Raw genomic sequence first — 25,561 nt, 5'->3', positions numbered from 1 at the left:
ACGCCTAGCGCAGCAGGATGTCCACCGACCGGGAGTTGCCCATGGCCCGTTCCATCACGCCGGAACGGTTGGTGACGTCGTCGCGCAGGATTTCCGTGACCGAGCCCAGGAACCGGGAGAGGTCCACCTTGTCCTCCGGTGCGGCGAGCAGCAGCTGGAAGCCGAACTCGTGCAGCGCGTTGATGGACGCCTCGGCAAAGGACAGGGACGACTTAACGAACGCTTCGTCCATCATTACGGTTCCGTATGTGCTGAAGCCCTGGGACACAATGCCCAGCTGGTAGGCCAGCGCGGAGGCCATGATGAACGCGGTGAACCGCTGGCCCTCGCCGCCGGACATCAGCGATGCCTGCAGGTTGGTGTAGGTGTGCCCGCTGGCAAGGCGGTGGGTGCAGGTGATGGTTACGTGTGAGCGGACATCGAGCACCTCGGCCCGCCAGCGCTTCTCCTCGGGATCCTTCAGCCGGTCCACCAGGCCCTCGAGCGCGGCGTACCGGGCGTCCATGTCCGCCTTATCCTGCCGCGAGCCCATCATGGGCAGCGCGTTCTTCAGTTCGGTACGGAACTTGTGCGCGGCGTCGGGAACGGTGGTGGCGACCTCGATCTCCAGGTGGCTGCCGGCAGAGTATTCCACCCGGCGGAGCACGGAGTTCAGCGGAAGCAGACGCGAAGAGATGCTGCGGCGTTCCTCGTCGAGCAGCTGCAGCAGGTCGCTGAAACGTTCGTAGGTGCGGTTGTTGAAGTATTCGCGGAACTCGGCTTCGCGCTGCGGCAGGCCTTCGGAAATGATGTCCTCGAAGCGGTCCTCGTAGGCGCCGGCGGATTCCACCGAGGTGCCGAAGTCCGAACCCCACTTGTCGCTGAAGGTCTCGAACGTGCGTTCCAGCTTCGCGCGGGTTTCCAGCAGGGTCTTCTCCAGCCGGGCCTGCTCGGTGATCAGGGACCGTTCCACCTCGCCGGCGGCCTCCTTCAGGCGGGCCGGGTCGGTCAGTTCCCCGAAGGGTTCGAACAGGTCGGCCAGCGCGGAACGCAGTCCCTCGGACAGGGCTTCGGGTGCCTTCGCCGAGAGCGCGGTGCGGCGTTCGACGGCGGCGGCTCTGTCGGCGTCGAGCCTTGCGGCGTCGCCCTTGAGCACCCCGACCTTCTCAGTGGCGGCGGTGAGGTCCAGCTCGGCGGTGTCGAGTTCGAAGCGGATCTGCTCCAGATCGGCGTTGGCATCCCGGGCGGACTCCAGCCGGTCATTGGCGACGGCGACGGCGGCGCGTGCGGCGTCGGCCGACAGGTCCTCCCACGTCCGCTCATCGGCGGCGATGGCGCGCACGGCGGCGAGCCGGCGGACCAGCTCGTCCTGTTCGGAGGCGTGCTGCCGGGAGAGGTTGTCCGCTTCCTCGAAGACACCGCGCAGGGCCAGCAGCTCGTTGCCGAGGGCCGCGACGGTGTCCTTGTTGTCAAAGCCCAGGACGTTGTCCGAGGCCTTGGTGTGCCGGTCATCCTTTTCCGTGGTGCTGCGGTTGCGCTTGACCGCACCGCCCAGGCTCACACCCTTGGCGACGTCGGCCAGCCCGGCCGGGTCCTCGACGCACACGAAGTCGTAGTGCGCGGTGATCTTGTGGCGGACCCACTCGCCCATTTCCGAGTCGTGGGTGAGCAGCTTGGTGATCAGGTCATCCGGGCCCGGTTCGGTGGGGCCGTCCACGGGAACGGAGACGTCGATGCAGCGGACGTAGCCGTGCACGTCGTTCTCGCTGAGGTAGCGGGTCACGGCGGCCATGTGCTCGCCGGGCACCAGCAGGGCGGTGGCGAGGGAACGCAGGGTACGTTCTGCGGCCGGACGCCACTGGGCGTGCTCGTTGGGCAGGTCGATCAGTTCCCCGGCGAACGGCATGTCCGCTTCATCGATGCCGGTGGCGGCGCAGATCCGGGTCCGCTGGTCCAGGGAGTCCTGCCGGATGTTGGAGGTGCGGCGGCGGAAGGAGCCGATCTCGTTTTCCAGCTTCGCGATCTGCCCCTTGAGGGACCATGCCTCGCCGTGCGCGTTGCTGCTGCGCTCGCGGGCGGCGTCCAGCTCGGTGCCGAGCGACTTCACCAGCTCCGCGGCGCGGCTGCGGGCGGTGACCAGGCCGGCGGGGGAGAAGTCGACGTCGATCCCCGCCGCGGCAAGCTCGGCCTTCGCAGCGTTTTCCACGGTTTCCCGGGAACGCAGCTGCGCGGAGGCGGCCGCGAGTTCCCGTTCCAGGGTGGCAATGGCTCCGCCGCCCTCTTCGGTGTACCGGGTGCTGAGCGCGTCGCGCTGGTCCTTCAGCGTGGCCCGGCGGGTTTCGGCGGCGGAGAGTTCGGAGCGGGCTTCCGTTGCGGCCTGCTCCAGCTTCTCTGCGGTGCGCTGCGCGCCTTCGAGGGCGAGGCGCTGCCGGTACGCGGGCAGGCCTTCCTTCGCCAGGGCACGGTTGTGCGCCAGCGCATCGGCCGCTTCGCGGTACCGGGTGTGCAGCTCGGGCACGGACTGCAGATGGTCGCGCTGCTGCCGGGCGCGTTCGAGCTGGCGGCGGATGCTGCGCAGGTGGCTGAAGTCCTCCACGGCCTCTTCGGCGGCGGTAAGTGTTCGCGGGGTGTCCAGCACGTGGTTGCGGAAGAAGTCATTGACGGTGCCGCCCAGGCCCTTGCCGGTCTGCAGGATGCGCAGCAGGTTGAAGGCCTTCTCGTCCTCCACACCCAGGGCATGCCGGTAGCGTTCGGCGAACATCTTGTGCGAATCGAACACGGCCGCACCGGGCAGCAGGTTTTCCAGGCTTCCCTTGGTGAAGCGGCCGCGCATGCCGGCCTGCAGGGCCTTGAGATCCAGCGGCTTATTGTGGACCAGGTAGTAGCGGCCCAGGTTGTGCTCGGTGCCGGTGGCGGGCAGGTCCATGACTACGGAGAGGCTGGTGATCTGCCCCAGGCCGTTGTCGAACGTCAGGCAGACGGCGGACCAGGTGGCGCCGGGGCGCTGGTAGGCGGTGCCCGCGCCGTCGTCGGCCCCCTGGGTGCCGAGGCGTCCGCGCATGTAGGAGAAGGCGTTGCGCTTTTCCTCGGCGTTGGTGCCGGAGTTGTTCTGCGCGGCCTCGTTCATCCGGGGGCGGGCGTCCATGACCTGGAGCATGGCGTCGAAGATGGTGGATTTGCCGACGCCGGAGTCGCCGGTGAGCAGCGTGCCGGCGCGGTCCACCTTGATGGTGTGCGCGCCGTCGAAGGTTCCCCAGTTGACGATCTGCACGGAGGCGAGCCGGTTCTGGCCGGGGTTGATCAGGTCTCCCATGGGGAGGGTGGTTTCGATGCTCATGCCGGCTCCTCGCCGTCGTTCTCTTCGTCAGCGGGGATGCTGTCCACGGGGGTGCCGTCCAGCTCCAAGGCGGGGACGGCGTCGTCGTCCCCCGCGTCGTCCCCGCCGAGGGTCTGCATAAAGGTGATGATGTCGCCGATCTGGCTGTACGGCAGGGCCAGCGGCAGGGCGTTGGAAATGACCCAGACGTTGTCCAGCTCGGTGGGGAGCAGCAGCCGGCGGTCCTGCACGAGCTTGCGGATGGCGGCGTCGGCCAGGTCCTCCACGGATTTGGCGTCGCGCTGGCCCGGATCCACGTAGCCCTCGAGCACCTCGATGATGTCCTGCCGGGCGATGGTGGCCTCGTTCCCGGTGCCGGTGTGGCGGTCCAGGATCAGCCGCATGCGCAGCAGCAGCAGGGTTTCCTCGCGGGTCATTTCGCGCTGCCGCTGCAGGGCGGAGGTGTGCGGTTCGGCCATTTCCACCGGGCGCAGCAGGGCGACCTTGCGGTCCTCGTCAATGACCAGGGTGAGGAACAGTTCGCTCAGCCGGACGCGCAGCTGCTCCTGGTTGTCCACCACGGTCTCGTACACGTTGTCGCTCGAGTTCGCGTCCAGGTACGGGCCGCGCAGCAGCCTGATGAGGGCCTGACGCAGCTTCAGCGGCAGGGTGCCGGTGTCGCCGGGGAACAGTTCCGGGCCGTCCACGAGGAGATCGCGCGGTGCGGACTCTTCCTGCTCTTCTTCCAGCTCCGGGTCGAATTCCTCCGGGGCCTCGGACAGTTCTGCGGTGGTCTCGCTCATTTTTCGGGGGCTTTCGCGACGGCGACGGCGGGCAGCAGCGCGGTGCGCTCGCTGCCGTCGATCTGGGTAAAGGTGACGGATTCAAGCGTGTCTCCAGCGGCTGAGCCGCCGGCGAGCAGGGCACGGATGCTGTTCAGGTGCCGGTGTTCGGGCGGCAGCTGCTCGAATACCTGGGCCACGGTGGCGCTGGTGCGGGTCGCCGTCGCCCGGGAGACGGCGTCGGCCAGCACCCGCCGGTCCGCGCGCGGAGTGCGGACCGAGCGGTGGATGTCCGCCTCGGTGAACTGCGGTGGTTCGGGCAGGGTGCGCGGGGCGGCGTGGTCCTCGGGGTTGTAGACCCGGACCATACTGAGGGATTCGAAGCCCGAGCCGTGCAGCTGCGGTGCGGGTACGACGGCGGCCCGGCGGCGTCCGCGCGGTGCCTTGTGGATGGCGGTTTCGGCGGCGCGGATGAGCTGGCGCAGCTGGACGGATTCGCGGTACTCGTCGCTCTGCACGTAGGTGTGCATGGATTCGGAGAGCCGGCCGTAGATGCGGTGGATTTCGGTGGCCTGGTCGCGCATGTCGCTGATCAGCCGGTAGAGGCTCTGCCGGTCTTCGGGGCTCATGTCGTCGGCGAAGTCCCGTTCCAGTACCTCTGCGATGGCGGCGCGGAAGCGGGCCTGCTGGTCGGCGTCGTTCAGGAAGGCGGTGAAGCCCTCGTAGGTGCGGCCTTCGGCGGTGCTGCGCAGCTTTTTGTCGGCTTCGAGGATTTCGCCCATGGTCAGGCCCTTGGCGGCGTTGGATTCCACCATTTCCTGGCGCAGGTCATGCAGCATCTTTTCCAGGCCGTCGCGCATCCGCTTGAAGTCGGCGGGCAGAGCTGCGGCCAGGTCGAGGATGTCGCGGGCGGCTTCGACGGCGGTGTCGTCCGGCAGCGGCGGGGGAGCCTCGCCGGATTCCAGGGCGCGGATCATTTCCTCGCGCCGGGCGACCTCTTCTTTAAGGACGGCGATGCGGGCGGCGGGGTCGGGGTTGGATTCCTGTGCGAGGTTCTCCACCCGGTCCAGCAGGGTGGCCAGGCGGGAGGAGTTCAGGGACGTTTTGTCGCTCGTGTAGCCGTCCAGGTAGGAGAGGAAGCGGGCGGAGGATTCGGTGAGTTCGTAGACGAACTTTCCGTCCGCGCGGGGCCGGGCCAGGAAGCGGCGGGCCACCCAGTCATCGGCGTAGTTCCGTCCGGTCCAGTCTTCGCGCAGCTGGACGCCGTCCATGCGGAGCCGGTTCAGGAAGGAGTCCGTCATGGCATGGAAATCGTCCAGCGGAACCCGTGGCCGGGTGCGGGTGAAGGCTTCGCGGAAGAGCGCCGGGACCCAGGCGTTGGCATTGGTCAGTTTCCAGCCGGGGGAGGCCTGGAGCCGCTGCAGTTCGGCCCAGCGGGCAACGGCGTTCTCGATGAAGGACATTCTGCGCTTTCCGCCCGTGCGGTGGGGAAAAACGGGCCTCCTCGATTTTAGCCGGGCGGGAGGGTGGGGTGGGTCAGGGGCGTGGCGGCCCCGCGCTTCTTCACACAGTTTGTCCCTGTTGACAGGAAGCCAACATACAATGCGCTAACTGAGCCAAGAGAGAATAAAACAATGACTACATTGACACTCCACGAGGTCGAACAGCTCGTGCACCTCCGTCTCGCGCTGGAGGATGCGACGTCCCGGGCCAGCCACGTTGGAAAGTATCGCCGTGGCAGCGCAATCGTTGCTCTGGACGCGGCTGTAGAGCGCGCAAGCTCGATGGTGGCGATTAGCCGTGGGGTGACAATTCCCACAAATGGCAAACTTGATGATCTCATTAGCCGTTTAGTACAGGATTTTGGACACCGCTGGAAGCCGGTTGTTCTTCAAGACATCAAACATTTGCGGCGTGCACGTAACGCCTCCCAGCATGAGGGCCTAGAACCAGACCGTGACCAGGTGCCACTATGGGCTGGTGCTACTGAATCCTATGTCGCTAGTCTTATTGAAGCGCACTTTGCGGTCGATATTAGAAAAGTAGTCCTATCGGATGCCATCCGCGACGACGAACTTCGTAACGCGATAAATGAAGCAGAGCGAGCAAGAGAGACCGGTGATTACCGTGCGTGCGTAGACCATGCTGGGTCGGCTTATCGCGATGCGTTGGCGCGGTGGAACCGGCTACGAGGTAGGCGCGGAAACGTCTTCACCTTTTCTCCAACGAAACCAGTCGATAAAAAGAGCTACGACTATCTCTCTGGAAAACTGCGAGAAGTGCAGGATGTGCTGGGCGCCGTTGCGTTCGCTTCAAACATCTCGGAAGCGGAGTGGTTTATTTCCACGATTAGCGAGCAGGGTGATGTCCTTAATGATGAGGACGCCGAAAGAGTATTAGGATTCGCGTTTGAGTGGATCGTTGATTTTGAACGCGCATCAGAATCTTGGACACCGAGCCGCCAGTATCGAGCCGCAGTTGGCCGGCGGTTGGTCCGTTCCGGGGCTGGTCCTGCCCGTATAGCGGAGTGTCTAGTAGTCGAACCGACGTACAGGGAGAACGTTCGCGCCCTGTTTCGCATCGCGGATGTTCCCAATGAGCAGGATTACCCGGCGTGGGCCCAAACACTAGGAGAGTTGCTTCCAAAGAGGGCCACTGGTGCTATATGGCGCGTTTTGGAAGATGGAACTATCGAAATAAGTAAGAGTGCTGTGGGTGACGTAGATTTTTCTGAAGAAATGGCCACACTATCTGCCACTATGGTTCAAGCAGAAGAAGCAGTTATGGAAAAGTTGTTAGCCGAATCAGAAAGACAAAAAGCCGACGAAGAGAAATGTAGTGAATATGCTGCGTCGATTGCAGCTGTTCGTGCTGATATCCCCTCATGGGTCACGGGCGTGAAGTGGTCGAGGGATGAGTACAGAGACCACGAAGAGTTGCTTGTAGGGATCCGAGACGACGTCGTGCACCTTCGGTTTGGTGAGTATGCACCCATAGGTACCTTTGACAACCGCAAGTCACTAACGGATATGTTGCGTGAACGGGTGGCAATTCAGCCTAGGCATGGCGTCGGTGAATATAACTTCCGTATCTCACCAGTTCTGTCCGCCCCGCTGCTGGCAAAGGCCTTTTCAGAGATCGATGAGGCGGTCCGGGATCAACTCGAAGTACAAAAGCGCTTGAGCTCGGAAGGCGAAATGAAACTTCTAAATGCCAAGCGGCGCATCGCAGCAAAGCTGGTGGAATTGCATGGAAGGTCCGACCAGGCGGTCCTCACACAAGGACGCCAAGGTGTCGCGCCGCTGTAGGGTCGCACAGGCGTCGAGGTGACCAGTGGCGGCTGCGGTGTCATGCGCAGCAGGGATGTCCTCCAGTGCGGCGAGGCTATGACCCTCAACCTCGAAGGCGCGCCGATTCGCGAGCCGATGCGCAACAAGCGGAATGGCGGTGGCGTGTCCAATGCCGGGGGCTTCGCGGGTGACGTCGGCGACGTGGCGTGAAAGTGCACAGTGGTCCTGGCCATGTCGGGTGACCATGCGGTCAGCTATAGTCTGCACAGTACTGACGTCCCCGCCCCGCTCACGCTTTCGGCGCAGTGCACGCATGCAATTATCCAAATCCATCTGGATGCTGTGCCGTGTGCTGCCCGCATACCTCTTGGTGATCGCCCTCTGATGGCGGGGTCAATCTCCGCGTCTATCTATGTCTGGTCCTCCAGGGCAGAGCAGCCCTGGAAGCGGTCGGCAGTGAGCTTGGACTGTCGTGCGGAGATCAGGATGATCGCGCTGAGCGACTAGACCAGTCCGATGAAGTACAGCTCGTGTATCGCCGGGTAAAATATCCGTTTCTAGGGCCTGACCTTGTCTCCGCCGGGAACAGGGAAGTGGCGCTCGAAGAAGGGAACGAGATCTTGAACCCGGCGCAGTGGACTCCCAGATCGGCCGCGACACGCGTGCCGTCGTTGAAGACCGGGGCGTCGGCTCGAATCGCTGGGTGTGGGCCTTGGGGAGCACAGCGCCGTGGGCCAGCCGGTCGAGCCAGCCATTGGACCATGCGCACCCGCATGGCCTTCAGCTTTCCTCAGCCCGCCTCTGTCCTCTGCAGCAACCCCCTGAACCAGGTTCATTGCCGACCCCTCCTGAGCCCCATAGCCAGCAGGTAAATCCCCATCAGGACAAAGGCTTCGGCCGGTGATGAGCTGTTGGAAGAACTTTGACTAGTGCTTGTGCACGGCCAAGGAGGTGCCGGTTGGCGAACGGCGTCATTCCTGGTGTGGCCCGCTCGTAGCGGCCCACACCAGGATTGAGACTACATAGGCACCCACTCACCTATGAACTCAACCAGACGCCAAACCACGGTCACGGCTGAGACGATTTTGTAGATCGCCTTTGCGGCCCGCCCGGTCTTATCGAAGGCCTTGGTCCAGAGGGTCTTACGGGTTGATGTTCCTGCTGTCATGCTGTGTCCTTTGAAAGGTCACCGCAAGAAGAGTCGCCACTCAGTGTGGCGAGGAGGGTCACATGAACATAGTTGACATCCAACTGGACCCCCGTGTAGGTTTACTCTGTTGTTGGTGAGTATTTAGAACCACTCTCCTTCCCATGCGGATCATGAATAAAGAGATACTCCAGCGCCAACTGAAGTATCGCTTGAATGTGGGAACATACAAGCAGCGAAAAATGCAAACGCCTAAAGTATTGTAGCATGCGTGTCAAATAAATTTTTTCTGGGGCCCCGTTAGGGGCCTTTTTTAGTGCACCAACGATTGTGCCACGGAACATGTCGCTGGCAGCCACCGTAACTGCTGGGCATAGTCTTTGCGGGCTAACCTTGGAAGTGCTTGTTGAGGAGTCGGCTGGCGCCAACCGAATCCGTCGGTCTCTCGTGTTGTGAAATTACGGTTGCCAGGTTTGAACCAATATCGCGGCGATCGGGGCTAGGGCTGAGATTAGTACCGCTACCGTGTGCAACCACCTGCGGACCACCTCGGCTCTCTTCCGTTCATGCGCTGGGCTGGTCATCTACATCACCTCCTCTCATCTCCTTATTCCCTTCCCTTGGCAGGCGAGTTGCTCATGATGCTAGAAAAAGGCTTATAGGGTCCTTGGAACCCTTTCCGAACGGGGCATGCAACGTGTAGTGTCGCCGCTGGAAGACGACGTCCGATGTTCCCCAGTCTTCTACGGTCTCTGTTTCGAAGCTTAATAGTCCGTGGCCTTGCAGCTCTCTCAACCCATCGCCCAGCGAGTCGGCAGAAATGCCGTACCAGCGGTTGGCTTGAGATTCAGGCAGATAAAAACCAGGGCGCAACGAGCTTGCGATAAGCAGTGCGGCTTTACCCGCAACCGAAAGGCTGCTGCTCCAACCGGAGGTCCAGTATTCGAGGGGAAGCTTGAAGTACTTCCCTTCGGGCGAGGTATAGGGATCTCCTTGACCGTTTTCATGGAGAGTCGTGATTTTAGCCTGACGGGACACTCGCTCTCGTTTGATCAGCCCATAGCCTTCGAGCTTGGTCCAACACTTCGAGACAGCGTCCTTACCGTATTTCTCTCCTCCCAATCCCAAAGCTCTTGCCCAGACGGTAGCTGGACGACTCGTGTCCCATGGCGCGGCGGAGGCGATCAAACGGTGCAGGAGATAGAGATCCAGGGATCTTCCGTTGCCGCTTTTGACCATGTCTCCCAGCCGGCCAGGAACTGGCGAGTTTTCTTTGCTGTACTGGGTGAAGTCGTTACGGATGGGTACGCCTGACTTACGTTTTGATTGCTTGACGAGCGCTGCGATCGTCTTCTCTTGCGCTTCTTTTAGTTGCTTGTCCATGGGTATATCTAAGCACCCGAAGCAAGTTTCAGGAGACGTGGTCTCTCAGGTGAATCGACGTACTGGCGGGTGCTATTAACAAATTCCGATGCAAATGCCTGATGCAATTACCAATTCAAAACCCGTTGAAATGCCAAAGTAGTGGGACGTTTCATCGGGGCGCAATCGTTGACCGGCCGAACGGGAACCGTGGTGACTTGGAACTTTCTTTGCCCATCTCCGAGCCGTACTGGGCGCGGGAACCTGTCCCATCGGGTCGGGGTGGTCCTCAAAGTCGGTTCCGGCAGCAACCGCCCGGATCATATGTGGCTGCTCCGGGCAAAATTAGGCCAGAACTCGACCGGCCAGCACCCCCGTATCGTGCAACAGGAACGTGCTGCGAGAAAGGTGGCGGGTCAGGAGCCGAGTCCGTTCCATGGTCGACAAATGGTCTTTGGTCACCCGGTGGTTTGATACGCGCATAGCGGCTCATGGTCGATGAGGACAGCTTCTCGATACAGCATCGACAACTTCGATGTACGCGGAAGCCATCAATGTGCCCGTCGGCGTCAGGTCCCAGCCCAGGCTCATCATGCCGGCGGGGAACCGCCTCAAGCCCGTCATTGTCCATGAGCTCCAGGTTCCGCCCGCGGGAACGGTAGGCCAAATACCCACCTGCCACACCTCTACCCCCACCCGATCCCGCCGCCTAGACTGGCGGGGCCGTCTGAGCGCGCCGAACGGAGGAGCAGCATGCCCACGATCGCCGAGACCGTTGTCCATAACCTCGCCGCCAATCGGATCCAGCGGATCTGGGGAGTTCCCGGTGACTCCCTGAACGCGGTGACCGAGGCCATCCGCCGGGAGAAGGGCATCGAGTGGATGCTCACCCGGCATGAGGAGGAGGCCGCGTTCGCGGCCGCCGGGGAGGCGGCGCTGACGGGCGAGCTCGCGGTGTGTGCGGGCAGCTGCGGCCCCGGCAACATGCACCTCATCAACGGGCTCTACGACGCACACCGCAGCCGGGTTCCCGTGCTCGCGATCGCCTCGCACATCCCGAGCGACGAGATCGGCAGCCAGTACTTCCAGGAGACCCGGCCCACCGAGCTGTTCCGCGACTGCACGGTCTTCTGCGAGATGGTCCTGAGCCCTGAGCAGATGCCGCGGCTGCTGGAGATCGCCATGCGGACGGCCATCGAGAAAAGGGGTGTCGCCGTGCTCGTGATGGCGGGCGACACCGCGCTGGAAGACGCCGTGGACGAGCGCGTCTTCACGGTCCGCCGCACCGACCCGGTCACCGTGCCCTCCCCGGCGGAGCTGCAGGAAGCAGCCGCCACGCTGAACTCCTGCGGGAACGTCACCATCCTGGCGGGCGCCGGCGTCGAGGGGGCACGCGAGGAGGTCCTCGCCCTCGCCGACGCACTGGCAGCACCGATCGTGCATGCCCTCCGAGGCAAGGAGGTCATCGAACACGACAACCCGTTCGACGTCGGCATGACCGGGCTCCTGGGCTTCGCATCGGGATACCGGGCGATGGAGGACTGCGACGCGCTGCTGATGCTCGGCACCGACTTCCCGTACCAGCAGTTCTACCCGAAGAAGGCGAAGATCCTGCAGGTCGACATCCGGGGCGAGCAGCTCGGCCGCCGTGTGCCGCTCACCCAGGGCATGGTTGGCGGGGTGCGCCCGACGGCGGCGGCGCTGCTGCCGCTGCTCGAACGGAAGTCGAACCGCACCCACCTCGAGAAGTCGCTGGACCACTACCGCCGCACCCGCGCACAGCTCGACGACCTCGAGAAGCAGGGCCCGGGCACGATCCATCCGCAGCACCTGGCCCACCTGATCGACAAGCTCGCGGCCGACGACGCGATCTTCCTGCCCGACGTCGGCACTCCAGTCATCTGGGCCTCCCGGCACCTGCACATCAGCGCGCGACGGCGCCTGATCGGCTCCTTCTGGCACGGCACCATGGCGGCGGCCACCCCGCTCGGTATGGGCGCCCAGGCCGTGGATCGGAACCGGCAGGTGGTGGTCCTCGCCGGCGACGGCGGCCTCGCAATGATGCTCGGTGATCTGCTGACGGTGGTGCAGCACAAGCTTCCGATCAAGATCGTCGTGTTCGACAATGCGGCGCTCAGCTTCGTCGAGGTGGAGATGAAGGCGGCGGGCATCGTCAACTTCGGCACCGGGCTCGAGAACCCGGACTTCGGTGCGGTTGCGCAGGCGGTGGGGATGCACGGCGAGAGCGTAAAGCGTCCGGAGGACCTCGAGGGCGCCCTGCGCCGTGCGTTCGCGTACGACGGCCCCGCGCTCGTCTCCGTCGCGGTGGAGCGGCAGGAGCTTTCCATGCCTCCGAAGATCGATGCGAAGCAGGCCACGGGCTTTGCGGTCTACGCGATGCGCACCGTGCTCGCCGGGAATGGCCGCGAGCTCATCGATCTCGCAAAGGCCAACGCGCGGCAGCTGCTTTGAGGTCCACGCAGCGCAGAGAAGCCACGCGGTGAAAGCGGTCAGGTAACGGAGGTAATGGGATATGTCCATTCCCCCGCCAGACGCCACTAACCAACTCAGTAGGCCCTAGGCCGAGAACAAGCAACGAATGGTGAGCACGTTCCCTCGGCACCCAGTCGAAAGTTCTTGGAATCCCTAATGGCAGCTGCCACGAACGGGATGGATGGCTACTATGATGGCTCTTATTTCTGCCATCGAAAGGGCCTAAGCGTGGACGCAAACCTCTGGAAGCAAATTGTCGATAGGGCTATTCGTAAGACGATATCGCGAGACCTATTATGGTCTAAAAGTGATCTGGGGCCTAGTGGAACACTGAGCTACGAGACGTCAATCGATGACAGCACCACACTCAATATTTGGGGATACGAGGCAAACTACTCGTACGAACTGTTTCTGACGAAGCAAACCGCGGGTGAGCCTTTCGAGGAGCGCAAAAGGGTCACAACTAAGAGAAATGCAGCTGGAACCGACTTCAAAGGTCTCTTTAAAGCTGCTCAGAATCAAGTTTCGGAAATGATCCGTGAGCACGCCTTTAAAGCGGTTCTAGATTTCCTCGACAACCCAACAGTGGTGGATCCAGATACTCAAGAAGTAGTGTTCCCCGAAAACCAAATGGAGCGGTCTGCTCATTTAGAAGCCTTGGATAGCGGTTGGTTCACCTATGACCAGGATGAGAAGATCCTCGCCCATGTAAGGGACCTGACTTCGGCGGGATCGATTCCTTGGACTTTCTCGGAACCTCTTGAGGGTGATGAGCAGTTTTTCTCTGCTTTGGTTGGGGGCGCTGACAATGATGGAAATGGTGGCCTATATTTGGCATTCAGGGTTATCGCAACTAGCTCCAAGGCTGCCCGCAAAGTTGCATATAATTTCGAGATGCAGCACGAGCCTTATTTTTGGGTAAATGTGGACATTCAACCGACCGAGAAGTTGCATCATGATTCTTGGCTACTTGCCAGCGAAATACACTCGATTGTTTCGAGGCAAATCCGCAATGACGAGGAGGAATTCAAGAAGATCGTCAGGGACAACATCATTCACGAGATCTTGGCATCCTTGGATGATTCACACAAGTAGTTGAGTCCACCTTCTAGGAACAGCAGCTAAAGGCCGTGGCCACGTCCAGGCTGCCTTTACTGGTTGCTACGCGACCTTTGAGGGGCACCCTGTCCTGACTCTCACATATTCACGTAGAATTGTCTGGCTTGTCGAGCACGGTCTAGCAAGATGAGACCTGTCGTTACCTCCGAAGGCCCGGACCAAAACGTGAGACAACTTGCGATGACCGAAGCCTAATCCCTTTAGAACAGAGGCCAGGGCACCGCAGGCATATCGCCGCTCGGAGCCGGAAACTCCCCGGCTGAGCGCAACCGGGCACAACGCTCAGCGAACGAAGCAATCTCCTCAGCGGTAAGCAGCTTCGCCAGCTGCGAGCCCAGCTCACCGTCCAGTCCTTCGAGTACCCGGTCAACACCCTCGAGTTCCTCGGCGCTCAGCTCGTCGCCGGTCCAGCCCCACAGCACGGTCCGCAGCTTGTGCTCGCTGTGGAAGGTGAGCCCGTGGTCCACCCCGTACCGGCGCCCATCGCTCATGGCGAGGACGTGGTCGCCCTTGCGGTCGGCATTGTTGACCAGGACATCGAACACCGCCATCCGCCGCAGCGCCGGAGTGTCCTCATGAATAAGGGAAACGATCCGCCCGTTTTCATCCTGACCCTGAAGGACCTCTTTCCACCCGGTCTCCGGCACGTCCTCCTCCGGCACCAGATCCACCGCGGTCTGTTCCGGGTCGGTCTCCTGCCAGAGCTGCACCATGCCTTCACCAAACCGGCCGTCGCGCAGCCAGGTGCGCGGCACGATGTTCCAGCCCAGCACCTCCGACACCAGGTAGGCGGCCACCTCCCGGTGCGCCAAACATCCGTCGGGAAAATCCCAGAGCGGCTTCTCGCCGGCTATCGGTTTGTAGACGACGGCCGCGTCGCCGATGCTGCCCAGGAAAGTGGCATTGGACGCCGTCGTGAGCCGGCCGGTGAGTGTCAGCTCGGCGGTCACGAGGTCGGGCGCGGGCATTAGGCCTCGGGGAAGGTGCAGGTGTGCCCGTCGGCGTCCATCGGCTGACCACAGATCACGCAGATCGGACGCCCGGCGCCCACCACTTCCCGCGTGCGCTTGGCGAAGGCCCGGGCCGTCCCGACCGGCATCCGCACCCGCAGCACCTCTTCGGCGTCGTCGGTCTCGTCGTCGTCATCCTCGAGGAAGCCGTCGTCGTCCTCATCCACCTCGTCGAGGGGGTAGGCCTCGATGACGACCTGCGCCGTCGTCGGGTCCCAGCCGAGGCTCATTACGCCGGCGCGGAACTGTTCCTCCACAGCATCGAGATCGTCATTGTCCACGAGCTCCAGGGGAGTGCTCGCGGGAACGTGGAAGGGGTTGCCGTCGACGGTCATAAGCTGGTCGAGGATCTCGTCGATCTTCTCGGCGAGCTGGGCCGACTGCAGCTTCTCCAGAGCGATGCTGACAATCTGCTTCCCGGCGCGCACCTGCAGGTAGAACGTGCGCTGGCCCGGAACGCCGACAGTGCCGACGACGACGCGGTCCGGCCAGTCGAAATCGTGAACGGTTGTAGGCATAGAACTACTCTAGGCTCATCGGGCCGGCGGTGCCGCGTGACCTGCACCACCGCCCACCGGGGCGTCGTCCGACGTCGGCCGAGCGGCCAGCCAAGACAGGTCCCCGGCGTCGGTGTTGGTCGCGAGGACGGTGGGGCGTCCCGTGCCGTAGTGCACGATCGACACGGAGGCCGGGCCCACGTTGAGGCGCTGGAACATATCGAGGTGCATGCCGAGCGCGTCGGCGAGGACCGACTTGATGATGTCGCCGTGGCTCACCGCCACCCAAACGGCCCCGGGCCCGTGCTCGGCTTCGAAGGCTGCATCGTGGCGCCGGATCGCGGCCACCGAGCGGGCCTGCATCGCGGCCATGGACTCGCCGCCGGGAAAGGTGACGGCGGAGGGCTGCGACTGCACCGTGGCCCACAGCTTCTCCTTCGCGAGCTCCTCGAGCGTGCGGCCCTGCCAGGAGCCGTAGTCGCACTCGGTGAGGTCGACGTCGACCGGCGCATGCGGGGTGCCCGACTGGCGGTCCAGGATGAACTGGGCGGTCTGCCGGCAGCGCTCGAGCGGGCTGGACACCACCCCGACCAGGGGCACGACGGCGAGCCGGTCGCCGGTCGCGGCCGCCTGGTCGCGGCCCACCTGGTCGAGTTCGACGCCGGGGGTCCGGCCGGCCAGCACTCCGGTGGCGTTCGCTGTGGTGCGGCCGTGCCGCACGAGGATTACTGTTGCCATCTCCCCAGAGTAGTCATGTGCTCGAGGGTCCGGCGCGCAGGTGAACGGTGCGGGGCGTGCTCCCTAGAGGCCAGCTCAGTAAGGAACAATGGGCGCAGTTCGAATCTGGAGGGAGAAGCTTTGAAAAGGTTCTATGTTGCGTCGAGCTTCAGAAATATCGTCAACGTCCGGTATGTCGCGCAAACGCTGGAAAGCAAGGGCTACGTCAACGCGTACGACTGGACGCAGAACGCGTCAGCGCGGGATGCGGGGACAGTTACCCTCGATGATCTGCGCTCTATCGGGCAGCAGGAGAGAGATGCAGTGATGGGGGCCGACGTCGTCGTTATCCTGCTTCCGGGCGGGAAGGGCACGCACATCGAGCTTGGCATCGCGATCGCTCAAGGCAGACGAATAATCCTGTATTCGGCGGACGACATCAATAATCCTGAGACCACCAGCGCGTTCTACCACCTACCTGAGGTGGAGAAGTGCCACGGAACCCTGGACGACCTCCTGGCTATGATCGCGAAGTGCCCGCCGCCTCGGCCTGACTCGAATTCTGTCGCATCCAGAGGCTGCCCAATCACGGTTGCCCCAACGGCGCCGGATGCCTATACAGGCTAATAAACCGCGTGCATTGTTGAGACACGAGCGCCTCTGAGGCGGTTCGTTGAATCGGGGGTAGAGCGACATGCAATGGAGCAAGCTGGTACCGGGTAATCCGTGGCCGCACGACATGGTGATCCGAGTGAATGATCTTCCGCACCACCTGACGCTCTTGCTCTTTGTCCGGGAGGCGTGGTCCCTCGCCCCTGATATCGACATCCCTCCGTTGCAGCCCGAACCTGATTGTGGACGTTCGCAAATGCCTAACTCAGCAGATGCCTCCACGTGGGATATGCGCTGGAAAACGATTTGGAACGAGGCTTTGAATTGGTATGAGATCGAAGAGAGGGGGCACCTTCCCACGCCTGCCGAGATGCGCGAGTCCCAAGATCCCAGTCAGGGCTTGAACCCGTTCATCCCACCCTTCTGGACACAGCGGTACGAATGGGAGGGCCTTGACCGAGACGCTTACCAGGCTTGGGAACAACGCCTAATGCCCAAGTTTCCGCACGATGGCGAACGCAGGAGTCTTCAAGCACTCATCCCTGCTTGGAAGAGCGGAATCGATACCATTATCGTCCTGCCATACCGCGGGTATTTTGCCCATCGCCTCAGCCACCAGCACCTAGTCGTATCTGCGGACACCAGAAACAACACAGCTAACTACAGCCGGGCCTTGAGGGAAAGCACGCTGTAGACGTGCCACCTGAGGTTCCTCCAACGCCCACGTATTGACTCTGAGGTGGGCCCGGTAAGGGGGAATGCGCTTTGATCCGCAGCGGTGCCAGTACGGATGCCGGCAGCCAAAAGCAATCTAGCGATCCTCGAGCTAAATGATCCTTCAACGAACAGTGGACGTCATGCTCGCTTCAGGCTACGAAGATGCAGAACGGATGACCGGCCGGATCGGCGTAAACGTACAACGGCTCGTTCAGGTCGTCCGTACGATCGAAGCGGAGCTCTGCCCCCAACGCCAACACCCTGGAGTGGTGATGCTCGAGTGTCTCTCGGTCAGGAACTGTTAGGTCGAGGTGCATCTGCATCGGCACATCAGGCAGCGGCCATGTTGTCCTCTTCAAATGATCAACGTGCTGAAAAGCAAGCTTGCGGTCGCCCTGTCCATCAGTGAGAACGAGCCAATCGACGTCGTCAGGCATGCCCTCACCCGCGGTCTCATCTCCAGGCCGATACTGGAGTCCGAGCAGATGACGGTAGAACTCCGCCAGTCCTCGCACATCAGTAGCGTCGAGAACCGTGTGAAGCACCTGAGGGAATACGCTCATGGGCCGAGACTAACCATCATCAAGGTTCCCTGGCCAGCCTTCGCCACACCACATCAAGCCGCCGGCATCGGTGCTGCCCGGTGGCGTGTTTCGGATCGTAGTCCCAGGTAGGTGCCGGTGATGATGAGTGCGGCACCGAGGATGCCCAGAAGCGTGAGGGTTTCCCGGCCAATAGTGATTCCGATGAGAACGGCCCAGATGGGTTCGGTTCCCATCAGGAGGCTAACCCGGGATGCGGATGTTTGTTGAATGGCCCAGGTCTGGATGAGGAAAGCGAACACGCTGCACGCCAGCCCAAGGTAGAGCACGCCCATCCATTCGCCCGCATCAAAGCTGTGCACTGCCTGAAGCACACCTTGGTAATCGGCGCAGGTATAGACGACGGCACAGACCGCGCTTTGGGCCAGGGTCAAATTCAGTGCGCTGTAACCACGGCCCCGGGTAAGGGCGGAGACCGCGGTGACGTGGATGGACCGTACAACCGCTGCGGCCAGCACGAGCATGTCCCCAAGAGTCGGTGCCGCGAATCCGTCGCCGGAGACAAGAAGGCACACGCCCACGACAGCGATGACGCCCGCGATGAATACCGTGCGCGGCACCCGCACCCGGAAGGCAACGCTTTCAGTGAGAGGGGTGAAAACAACGACGAGACTGATGATCAGCCCTGCGTTCGTTGCGCTGGTGCCGGCGATCCCGTGGGTTTCGAGAATGAGCACCGCGGCCTGGGTGAGACCCAGGACGACGCCGACTATGAGTTCGCGGCGCACGGCCCGGCGGCGGTTCCAGATCAGCCAGATCAGCGCCAGTGCCAGCGTGGTGATGAGAAAACGCAGCGAGAGGATGACGGTGACGCCAACCGTGTCGGTGAGGGTTTTGGCTGCAAGGTAGCTGCTGCCCCACGCGATAGCGACCAGGAGCAGGAACAGGTCCACCCTGCGCGCAGCGACACGTGAGGAGAGGGGGCGACGTCGCACATCGCGTATGCGAGGGGCGGGAGTGAGGTACGGGGAGGGCACCCGACAAGTCTTATGGCAATGTACCCGTAAGACGAGAGGGCATTTGGTGAACTAATGGTTTAGATTTCCCTTATGGATCTCCACCAGTTGCGGTTGCTTAGGGAGTTGGGCGAGCGGGGAAGCCTTGCCGCCGTCGCCCGCGCGCTCCATGTCTCTCCGTCAGCCGTGTCGCAGCAACTCACGGCGTTGCAGCGCCGAGTCGAGGTTCCCCTGACCGAACGACGGGGACGGAATCTTGTCCTGACCGGTGCCGGTCAGGCCTTGGCCCGTGCTGCTGTCGATATCAGCGTTGCGATGCGCTCCGCCGAACAGGCCGTCAGCCACTATCTCCAAGACCCCTGCGCGACGGTGAGCCTTTGCGCGTTCAACAGCGCGGGCCTGACCTACTTCGGCCCCTTGCTCCAGGCCCTATCCGGGGAGGGCAGCCCGCGGCTGGTCTGCTCCGACCGGGATGTGGGGCAGGAAGAGTTTCCATCTCTGACTGCGGATTACGACCTGGTCATCGCGCACCGCCTCGAGCACAGCACGCCGTGGCCCGAATCCATCACCGTCTTGCCACTGGTGCGCGAGCCCCTGGACATCGCCATGTCAGAACAACATCGGCTCGCCAACGCACCAAGCGTCAGCATCGCCGACCTGATCGATGAAGAATGGGTGTCCGTTCAGGACGGATTTCCGCTCATGCCTGCTCTGCAGGCGATTGCCGTTCACGCCGGCCAACCCCTCAACGTCACGCACCGGATCAACGAGTTCTTCATCGCGGCCGCGGTCGTATCCGCCGGACCTGCCATCGCACTGATGCCCCGCCACACCGCTTCCCCGCCGCCTGGCAGCGGAATTGTTCTCAAACCAATCCGCGATCTACCGCTGGCCAGGTGCGTTGACGTCCTCTGCCGTCCAGAAGCCCTCCACCGGACCGCAGTCCAGCAGGTCGTCACCACTCTGCGACGGAATACGTCTTCTGCCCAACCCCCGGTGCCAGCCGCTGGCATCCTCTGAGGAACCGGTCAGCGGGACGCGAGCCGGTAAATAGTGCTCGACTACCTGCCCCAACGATTTTGGTGCACTGGATTTCGCCAAAGTAGTTGCGCAGGGACGGCAAACGGAATCCAATAGCCCAATGACGAAAGATCCCGGCACGACCGCATCAAAAGCACCAACCGGGCTGAAGCGGGCAATTGGTACGCCGCTGCTGTTCGCGTTTATCGTGGGCGACACCCTCGGTGCCGGCATCTACACCCTCGTGGGTACCATGGCGGCCGATGTCGGTGGCGCGATCTGGATACCCCTGCTGATCGCACTGGTCGTCGCGCTACTCACTGCCGCGACCTACGCGGAGCTGATCACCAAGTACCCGCACGCTGGAGGAGCCGCGCGCTACGCCGACCGGGCTTTTGGCATCCCCTACGTGTCATTCCTCGTCGGCTTCCTGATGATGGCCTCGGGAATCACCACAGCCGCTGCCCTCGCGAACGCCTTCGCGGGCGATTACCTCACCGCGCTCATCGACGTGCCAGCTGCCCCCGCGGCGATCGTATTTATTATCTTGCTGACGTTGATCAACCTTCGCGGCGTTAAGGAGTCCCTCGGCGCGAACCTCGTAGCTTCCGTCATCGAGGTAACCGGCCTCGTCATCGTCATCATCGTCGCCGCCATCGTCCTCGCCTCCGGCAACGGGGACCCCTCCCGGCTCCTAGAGTTCGCACCGGACGTACCGCCGTTCCAGGGCGCCTTCGCCGCATCGATCGTCGCGTTTTTCTCTTTCCTGGGCTTCGAGGCCGCAGCAAACATGGCCGAGGAAGTACGTAACCCATCCAGGGCGTACCCCCGCGCACTGTTCGGTGCCATCTGCACCGCCGGGGTCGTCTATCTCCTCATCGCTCTCGGTGCGGTCATTGTCATGCCCCCGGCCGAACTGGCCGATTCCACCGGACCTCTGCTCGACGTCGTCGCCGCCAGCGGCGTCGGAATCCCGCCCGGACTGTTCAGCATCATCGCCCTGATCGCTATTGCCAACGGAGCACTGCTGTTCATGGTTATGGCCAGCCGTGTCGGCTACGGATTGGCAGAAGCGGAACTGCTCCCTCGTGCCTTCGCTCGCGTGCTGCCAGGCCGTCGCACTCCGTGGGTCTCCATTGTTGTGGTTGCCGGATTGACGATCGTCCTTACCCTCCTGGGAAATGTCGCCACATTGGCCGAAACCACCGTGCTGCTCCTACTCCTGGTGTTCCTTTCTGCCAACGTCAGCGTCCTCGTCCTCAAAAAGGACAAAGTCGACCACGACCACTTCTCAGCCCCGCGAATCCTGCCGATCCTCGCGATCATTGCGAGCATCGCACTGCTCTCACAACAAACCGGGATCATCTGGCTCGGCGCCGCCGCCTACATCGTGGTCGGATCCTTGTTGTTCCTCGCTGCCCGGGCCGGACGCAAACGCGAGGAGCGCGTGAGCGCCCGTAGTTAACGAGGTGGGCCGCCGTCGGGCGGGGTCCCGCCGCCGGGGGTCCCGCCGCCGGGACCGGTCCCGCCGCCCATACCGGAAGCAGCTTGCTGCGTCACGCTGTTGGCATAGTCGTTCGTGGGGTCGCGGTAAATAGTGTGGACGTGTCCCCAGCCGGAGGTGGACACTCCTTCGACATCTGCGCCTGCCGACCCCTGCTGCGCCTGGAAGGCGACATAAACGTTCGGCCCAGAGATCGAGAATGAGATACCGTCCCCAGTGCTCATGTCGTACGTGGTCTCCCCGGTCCACGCGATGACGGTGTCATCGAGGGTGGCCTCCATCTTCGCCCGGGAGTCGGCTGTGGTCTGCTCGTCAGCCATGCCGGACCAGTTCGCGATGAGATCGAGGAGCAACTGCCTCTGCGCGTCGGTCAGATCGGCGCCGGTGAGGCCGGCTCCGGCGTCGAAATCACAGGTATCGCCAGGGGCACACATGCTGACGTCGCCCGATGTGAGCGCTGCCTGCTGTTCCCCCGTCAAGCTGTCAAAGAATGCGAACGCATCGGTGTAGATGCCGTCGAACGGCCGCACTTCGTTGCCGTCGGCGTCGGTGTAAACGGCAGGCTGCACACCGAGGTGGGTGGGAGCGAACGTGATCGCGTCCGTCGCGCCGTCGAGCGTCGCGTTGATACCGAGGTGGTGGCCGCCGAACTGCACTTCGAAGGCGCCGGCGTCAGACGGGGCGCCGAAGAAGGCGATGTAGTACTGGCCGAGGGACTGCTCGGTGCTGCTGCTGTTCTGCTGCAGATACTCGTCGCCGCCCATAATGCCGGACACCGTGTCGTACGCTTCGTCGCTGAGGAGCGCCTGCAGGACCGCCAGTGCTGCGGTCTTCTGCTCGTCGGTCAGGTCGGCGAGGTTCAGGCCGGCACGCTCGACGAACGTCACGGGAAAGTTTGACCAGGACGTTGTCTTCGTCGCGTCGTCGTAGTCATGCAGGACTGTCTCGCGCTGCTCGTCGCTGAGCGTCGCCAGGAATGCGTCAGCGGCAGCTGCCGTCGAGGAAATCGTCTCCTCGGTTGTCGTCGAGGACGTCCCACCTGTTTTCGGATCCGCGGCCGTGCTGCTGCTGCTCGAATCACTCCCAGCAGAGGGGGACGCCGTGCCGGAGGTGGAAGCGACGTCGGCCGCGCAGCCGGTCAGGGCGAGGCCGCCTGCCAGGAGGAGCGAGACGGCCCGCAGGGCGCGCCGTCGTACCAACGACGACGCCGTGGGCAGGGTATCGGTGGTTCTGAATGACTTCATGTGAACACAGTAGAAAAAGCCGCTTGCCGTTCGCTTCCTAGTTGCTGAGAGCCTCCTGAAACCGTGTGTCGAATATCCGGAAACGGGCCGGATTATGCGTCAACACGGCTCAGCGTTCCGCCCCCTAATGAAAGGGAGAAGACGTCTTCCATATACGATAAGCACACTTAGCTTTGACGGCGGCCAGCCGGAAATGCATACAGCAGCGGACCTCCACCCCGGCCAAACGGGGCGGATCCGGTGCTGTTGGTTAACATGACATGGACTACGTCCGCCGATATGAAAGTGAATTATGGAAGACGCCGTTATGACGGGGACCAGTGTGGATTCGAGTGGAGAAGGCAAACGCCGGCCAGCTGGCCCGGCCCGCCAACGGCACCTCAGCGACTTCACGGCTTTGACCCGGCAAATCCAGGAAGCCGGTTATATGCGCCGGAACTACGGCTACTACTGGGCCAAGCTGATCGGGGTAACCCTGATTGGGCTGGTGCTGGCCGTGGCTTTCATCCTGCTGGGGGACACCTGGTGGCAGATGGTGACCGCGGTGGTGCTGGCGCTACTGATGACGCAGATCGCGTTCCTGGGGCACGACGCCGCACACCGGCAGATCTTCGTGTCGCCGAAGTGGAATGAGTGGGTCTCGCTGATCGTGGTTAACCTCTTTGCCGGCATGGGCCTTGGCTGGTGGAATGCAAAACACAGCAAGCATCATGCCGCACCAAACAAGGTCGGCACGGATCCGGACATCGCTCCCGGCGTCCTGGCCTTTACCCCCGAGGCCGCCGAAGCGCGCAAGAACCGCTTCACGCGCTGGCTCGCCACCAAACAGGGTTACTTTTTCTTCCCACTGCTCCTGCTCGAGGGCGTCAACCTGCATGTGCAGGGCATCAAGCGGGTACTGGGAAAGGGCCGGGTCAAGCGTCGGTGGGTGGAACTTAGCTTCATCACAGTGCGTCTGGCCAGTTACGTGGTGCTGGTCTTCGCCGTGCTTTCTCCGGGCAAGGGCGCAGCGTTCATCGGCGTCCAGCTCGCCGTCTTCGGGCTGTATATGGGTATCTCCTTTGCCCCGAACCACATCGGCATGCCGATCGCGCCCCGGGAAGCAGGCATCGATTTCCTGCGCCGCCAGGTCTTGATGAGCCGCAACATCACCGGCGGCCGGTGGGTGGACACCTTCATGGGAGGACTGAACTTCCAGGTGGAACACCACCTGTTTCCCTCCATGTCCCGCCCGAATTTGCGAAAAGTCGCCCCGCTGGTCCGCCAGTACTGCGATCAGCTGGGGGTGCGGTACACCGAAACCGGGTTTGGCCAGTCCTTGAAGGACGTCACCGCCTACATCAACAAGGTGGGCCGCGGTGGGGTCGATACGTGGGCATGCCCGCTGGCCAGCACGCACCGCGTGTAACGGCGGTTCAAGGGTCCTCCAACTTCACCTTCACAGCTACGACGACCGGTGGCCGGAAGAACGACTACGCCGACGCCAAAACCGACGTCATCCTGGCGATCAAGGCACGGGCAAGGGCAGCTCGCGGACGCTAATCAGATAAGCAGGTGGCCACGCTCGGGTTCAGCGGACCGAGACGGAGTTCGTGCCCTCGGTTTCGATCAAGGGGTCCCCGGAGGTGTAGGTAATGGTGTTGTTCTCTCCTTCGACGTCGATGTCACGGGTCTCCTCGACACTGACAGTGTTCGCGGTTCCGTCCACATCGATGTCGGGCGCATTGCTGAGGGTGGCTTCATTATTGCTGCCCTCAATGTCGAGGCTTTCTGCGTCCTCGCCGCTGACTGTGTTGTTATTGCCCCGGATGTCGATGTCTTCACATTGACCGGTGGTCCGCACGGTGGAGCCATTTGTCTCGACGTCGATGTCCCCGCCGCCGGAGCAGGTAATGCTGACGCTGGTGTTCGCTTCCGTGATTTTATGTTCTTGCCCCCGGCTGAGGGTGATCGTCGCACCGGAGGAGCCTGATGACGTTGATGCGCTTGAGTCTGTCCCGGAGGCCGTGGCCGTGCTCTCCGGTGTTCCGACGCTGGTTGAGGATGGGGTTCCGGTTTCCTCGGGTGTCGGCGCCGGGTCGGCAGAGCATCCGGTGATGAGTGCCAGGCCCGCAACGGCGGTGATCACGGGGGCGGTGATGCGGGAGCTTCGGTACATGCGGGTTCTCCTCAGCTAGACGGGGCTGGGTGTTGGGTCGGCCTGCCCGGAGAGAACATGCAGCTGCCCGAGCAATCCCTCATTTGGGGCTCTTCCGCTTGCCTGTTTTATTGTCCGGCATCTTGGACGGGATGGCCACGTAACTCCGCAGAATGCTGGGCCGATACTCCGACGCCGTCGGCCGGTATCCCCCGTCGCCGAGACCTAGGAAGAACCCGGCCGCCGGGTGAGACGTTCGGTGAGGAGCCGGTTGGCCCAGTTCGGCGTCACCTGGGAGAGCGTGGCCAGGAAGCGTGCCTGCGATCCGACGGCATGGTGGACGTTGCGGGGCCACTTCCGATTGCGGCGGGACCTGATGCTGCGTTCCACGGCGGCGACAGCGGCTGCGGCAACATCGGTTTCGTTCAGCCGCACGCCGAACGACTGGATTGCTCCGATACTGACGCCCTTGACCATCGCGGTGTTGACGAACAGCGGCCACAGATCGAGCACGGCAATGCCATGCTCTGCCCATTCCAGCTCCAATGCCTCGGTCAGGCCGCGGACCGCGAACTTCGTGGCGCCGTAGGTGGCAAGATCGGGCTGCCCGTAAATGGCTGAGGCGGATCCGAGGTTGAGTAGCACCGGCCTGTCGGCGTTCTTCAGGTACGGGAACGCGGTATGCGCACCATTGATCGTCCCAAGAACGTTGACGTCCACGAGCGCCCGGTGCCGTTCAAGATCGGTATCAACGAACGGGCCGGCGGCCAGCAGTCCGGCGTTGTTGACCAGAAGGTCCAAGTGGTCCTCGCAAACGGAGGCCAGGGCTTCGCGCCACTGCTGGGCGTCCCGGACATCGAGTGTTCCCGTGACCACCGTGGTGCCGTACTCGGCAGCGATGTCCTTGAGTTCGGCCAAGCCGTGACTTTCGATGTCGAAGGCACCGACTATCCATCCGTTGCGCAGCAGCCGGGCCGCGGTGGCGTGCCCGATGCCGCGGGCGGCGCCGGTGACGACGGCGACGCGGCGTGAGTGCTGCTCAGTGTTCCCGGCCATG

Annotated in this window: 20 protein-coding genes; 7 read left to right on the top strand and 13 right to left on the bottom strand. The window is 62.7% G+C overall.

What is annotated here, in order from left to right; all coding sequences use genetic code 11:
- Positions 1-4 precede the first annotated feature (4 nt).
- The 3 genes from LJ760_RS15165 to LJ760_RS15155 are packed head-to-tail and all read right to left on the bottom strand — an operon-like array spanning position 5 to position 5,540.
- Positions 5-3,316, bottom strand: coding sequence for an ATP-binding protein (locus tag LJ760_RS15165; RefSeq protein ID WP_227924162.1), 3,312 nt, complete (start codon positions 3,314-3,316; stop codon positions 5-7).
- Positions 3,313-4,098 (bottom strand): DUF4194 domain-containing protein, encoded by a 786-nt coding sequence (locus LJ760_RS15160; RefSeq protein ID WP_227924161.1) that lies wholly within the window; start codon positions 4,096-4,098, stop codon positions 3,313-3,315. The genes LJ760_RS15165 and LJ760_RS15160 overlap by 4 nt, the downstream gene beginning before the upstream one ends.
- Positions 4,095-5,540 carry a DUF3375 domain-containing protein gene (locus LJ760_RS15155; RefSeq protein WP_227924160.1) on the bottom strand — a complete coding sequence of 482 codons (1,446 nt, stop codon included), beginning with the start codon at positions 5,538-5,540 and terminating at the stop codon, positions 4,095-4,097. Before LJ760_RS15155 ends, LJ760_RS15160 begins: the two co-directional genes overlap by 4 nt.
- Positions 5,541-5,711: 171 nt before the next feature.
- Between LJ760_RS15155 and LJ760_RS15150 the strand changes: the two genes are divergently transcribed.
- Complete coding sequence (locus LJ760_RS15150) at positions 5,712-7,385, top strand: hypothetical protein (RefSeq protein ID WP_227924159.1); 1,674 nt, start codon at positions 5,712-5,714, stop codon at positions 7,383-7,385.
- Between the two features lie 1,000 nt (positions 7,386-8,385).
- On the opposite strand, the gene LJ760_RS15145 is transcribed toward LJ760_RS15150, so the two are convergent.
- Both LJ760_RS15145 and LJ760_RS15140 read right to left on the bottom strand, forming a co-directional pair.
- Positions 8,386-8,535 carry a hypothetical protein gene (locus LJ760_RS15145; protein WP_227924158.1) on the bottom strand — a complete coding sequence of 50 codons (150 nt, stop codon included), beginning with the start codon at positions 8,533-8,535 and terminating at the stop codon, positions 8,386-8,388.
- A 615-nt stretch (positions 8,536-9,150) separates the two neighbouring features.
- Positions 9,151-9,897, bottom strand: coding sequence for a hypothetical protein (locus LJ760_RS15140; RefSeq protein ID WP_227924157.1), 747 nt, complete (start codon positions 9,895-9,897; stop codon positions 9,151-9,153).
- A gap of 732 nt (positions 9,898-10,629) precedes the next feature.
- Between LJ760_RS15140 and poxB the strand changes: the two genes are divergently transcribed.
- On the top strand, positions 10,630-12,348 hold the full coding sequence (gene poxB / locus LJ760_RS15135; protein ID WP_227924156.1) for a ubiquinone-dependent pyruvate dehydrogenase: 1,719 nt from the start codon (positions 10,630-10,632) through the stop codon (positions 12,346-12,348).
- Between the two features lie 177 nt (positions 12,349-12,525).
- A complete protein-coding gene (locus LJ760_RS15130) occupies positions 12,526-13,464 on the top strand; it encodes a hypothetical protein (protein ID WP_227924155.1) in 939 nt (312 codons plus the stop codon).
- Between the two features lie 224 nt (positions 13,465-13,688).
- Here LJ760_RS15130 and LJ760_RS15125 read toward each other — a convergent pair whose 3' ends face one another.
- The 3 genes from LJ760_RS15125 to LJ760_RS15115 are packed head-to-tail and all read right to left on the bottom strand — an operon-like array spanning position 13,689 to position 15,733.
- Positions 13,689-14,456 carry an SCO1664 family protein gene (locus LJ760_RS15125; RefSeq protein WP_227924154.1) on the bottom strand — a complete coding sequence of 256 codons (768 nt, stop codon included), beginning with the start codon at positions 14,454-14,456 and terminating at the stop codon, positions 13,689-13,691.
- Positions 14,456-15,016, bottom strand: a complete 561-nt coding sequence (locus LJ760_RS15120; protein WP_227924153.1) for a DUF3090 family protein — start codon at positions 15,014-15,016, stop codon at positions 14,456-14,458. Before LJ760_RS15120 ends, LJ760_RS15125 begins: the two co-directional genes overlap by 1 nt.
- A gap of 15 nt (positions 15,017-15,031) precedes the next feature.
- A complete protein-coding gene (locus LJ760_RS15115; RefSeq protein ID WP_227924152.1) occupies positions 15,032-15,733 on the bottom strand; it encodes a histidine phosphatase family protein in 702 nt (233 codons plus the stop codon).
- 120 nt (positions 15,734-15,853) lie between these two features.
- On the opposite strand from LJ760_RS15115, the gene LJ760_RS15110 reads away from it, so the two are divergent.
- Entirely contained in the window at positions 15,854-16,339 is a 486-nt protein-coding gene (locus LJ760_RS15110; RefSeq protein WP_227924151.1) for a nucleoside 2-deoxyribosyltransferase, read from the top strand.
- 851 nt (positions 16,340-17,190) lie between these two features.
- On the opposite strand, the gene LJ760_RS15105 is transcribed toward LJ760_RS15110, so the two are convergent.
- Both LJ760_RS15105 and LJ760_RS15100 read right to left on the bottom strand, forming a co-directional pair.
- The gene (locus LJ760_RS15105) at positions 17,191-17,604 is read right to left on the bottom strand and encodes a VOC family protein (RefSeq protein WP_227924150.1); all 414 of its coding nucleotides are present in this window, start codon (positions 17,602-17,604) and stop codon (positions 17,191-17,193) included.
- Positions 17,605-17,657: 53 nt separating this feature from the next.
- The gene (locus LJ760_RS15100; RefSeq protein ID WP_227924149.1) at positions 17,658-18,578 is read right to left on the bottom strand and encodes a DMT family transporter; all 921 of its coding nucleotides are present in this window, start codon (positions 18,576-18,578) and stop codon (positions 17,658-17,660) included.
- A 114-nt stretch (positions 18,579-18,692) separates the two neighbouring features.
- Here LJ760_RS15100 and LJ760_RS15095 point away from each other — a divergent pair, with 114 nt between their 5' ends.
- The gene (locus tag LJ760_RS15095) at positions 18,693-19,619 is read left to right on the top strand and encodes a LysR family transcriptional regulator (RefSeq protein ID WP_227924148.1); all 927 of its coding nucleotides are present in this window, start codon (positions 18,693-18,695) and stop codon (positions 19,617-19,619) included.
- Positions 19,620-19,740: 121 nt separating this feature from the next.
- Entirely contained in the window at positions 19,741-21,084 is a 1,344-nt protein-coding gene (locus tag LJ760_RS15090; protein WP_227924147.1) for an APC family permease, read from the top strand.
- On the opposite strand, the gene LJ760_RS15085 is transcribed toward LJ760_RS15090, so the two are convergent.
- On the bottom strand, positions 21,081-22,367 hold the full coding sequence (locus LJ760_RS15085) for a DUF3500 domain-containing protein (RefSeq protein WP_227924146.1): 1,287 nt from the start codon (positions 22,365-22,367) through the stop codon (positions 21,081-21,083). The genes LJ760_RS15090 and LJ760_RS15085 overlap by 4 nt on opposite strands.
- Positions 22,368-22,674: 307 nt before the next feature.
- Between LJ760_RS15085 and LJ760_RS15080 the strand changes: the two genes are divergently transcribed.
- Positions 22,675-23,775, top strand: coding sequence for a fatty acid desaturase family protein (locus LJ760_RS15080; RefSeq protein ID WP_227924145.1), 1,101 nt, complete (start codon positions 22,675-22,677; stop codon positions 23,773-23,775).
- Positions 23,776-23,937: 162 nt separating this feature from the next.
- On the opposite strand, the gene LJ760_RS15075 is transcribed toward LJ760_RS15080, so the two are convergent.
- The gene (locus tag LJ760_RS15075; protein WP_227924144.1) at positions 23,938-24,525 is read right to left on the bottom strand and encodes a DUF3060 domain-containing protein; all 588 of its coding nucleotides are present in this window, start codon (positions 24,523-24,525) and stop codon (positions 23,938-23,940) included.
- Positions 24,526-24,729: 204 nt separating this feature from the next.
- Positions 24,730-25,560, bottom strand: coding sequence for an SDR family oxidoreductase (locus tag LJ760_RS15070; protein ID WP_227924143.1), 831 nt, complete (start codon positions 25,558-25,560; stop codon positions 24,730-24,732).
- Between the last annotated feature and the right edge of the window lies 1 nt (position 25,561).

This window comes from Arthrobacter sp. zg-Y895 (assembly GCF_020731025.1).
Classification (GTDB): domain Bacteria; phylum Actinomycetota; class Actinomycetes; order Actinomycetales; family Micrococcaceae; genus Arthrobacter_B.
The sequence above is the reverse complement of the archived record's forward strand: the minus strand, read 5'-3'. Positions and strand labels throughout refer to the sequence as shown.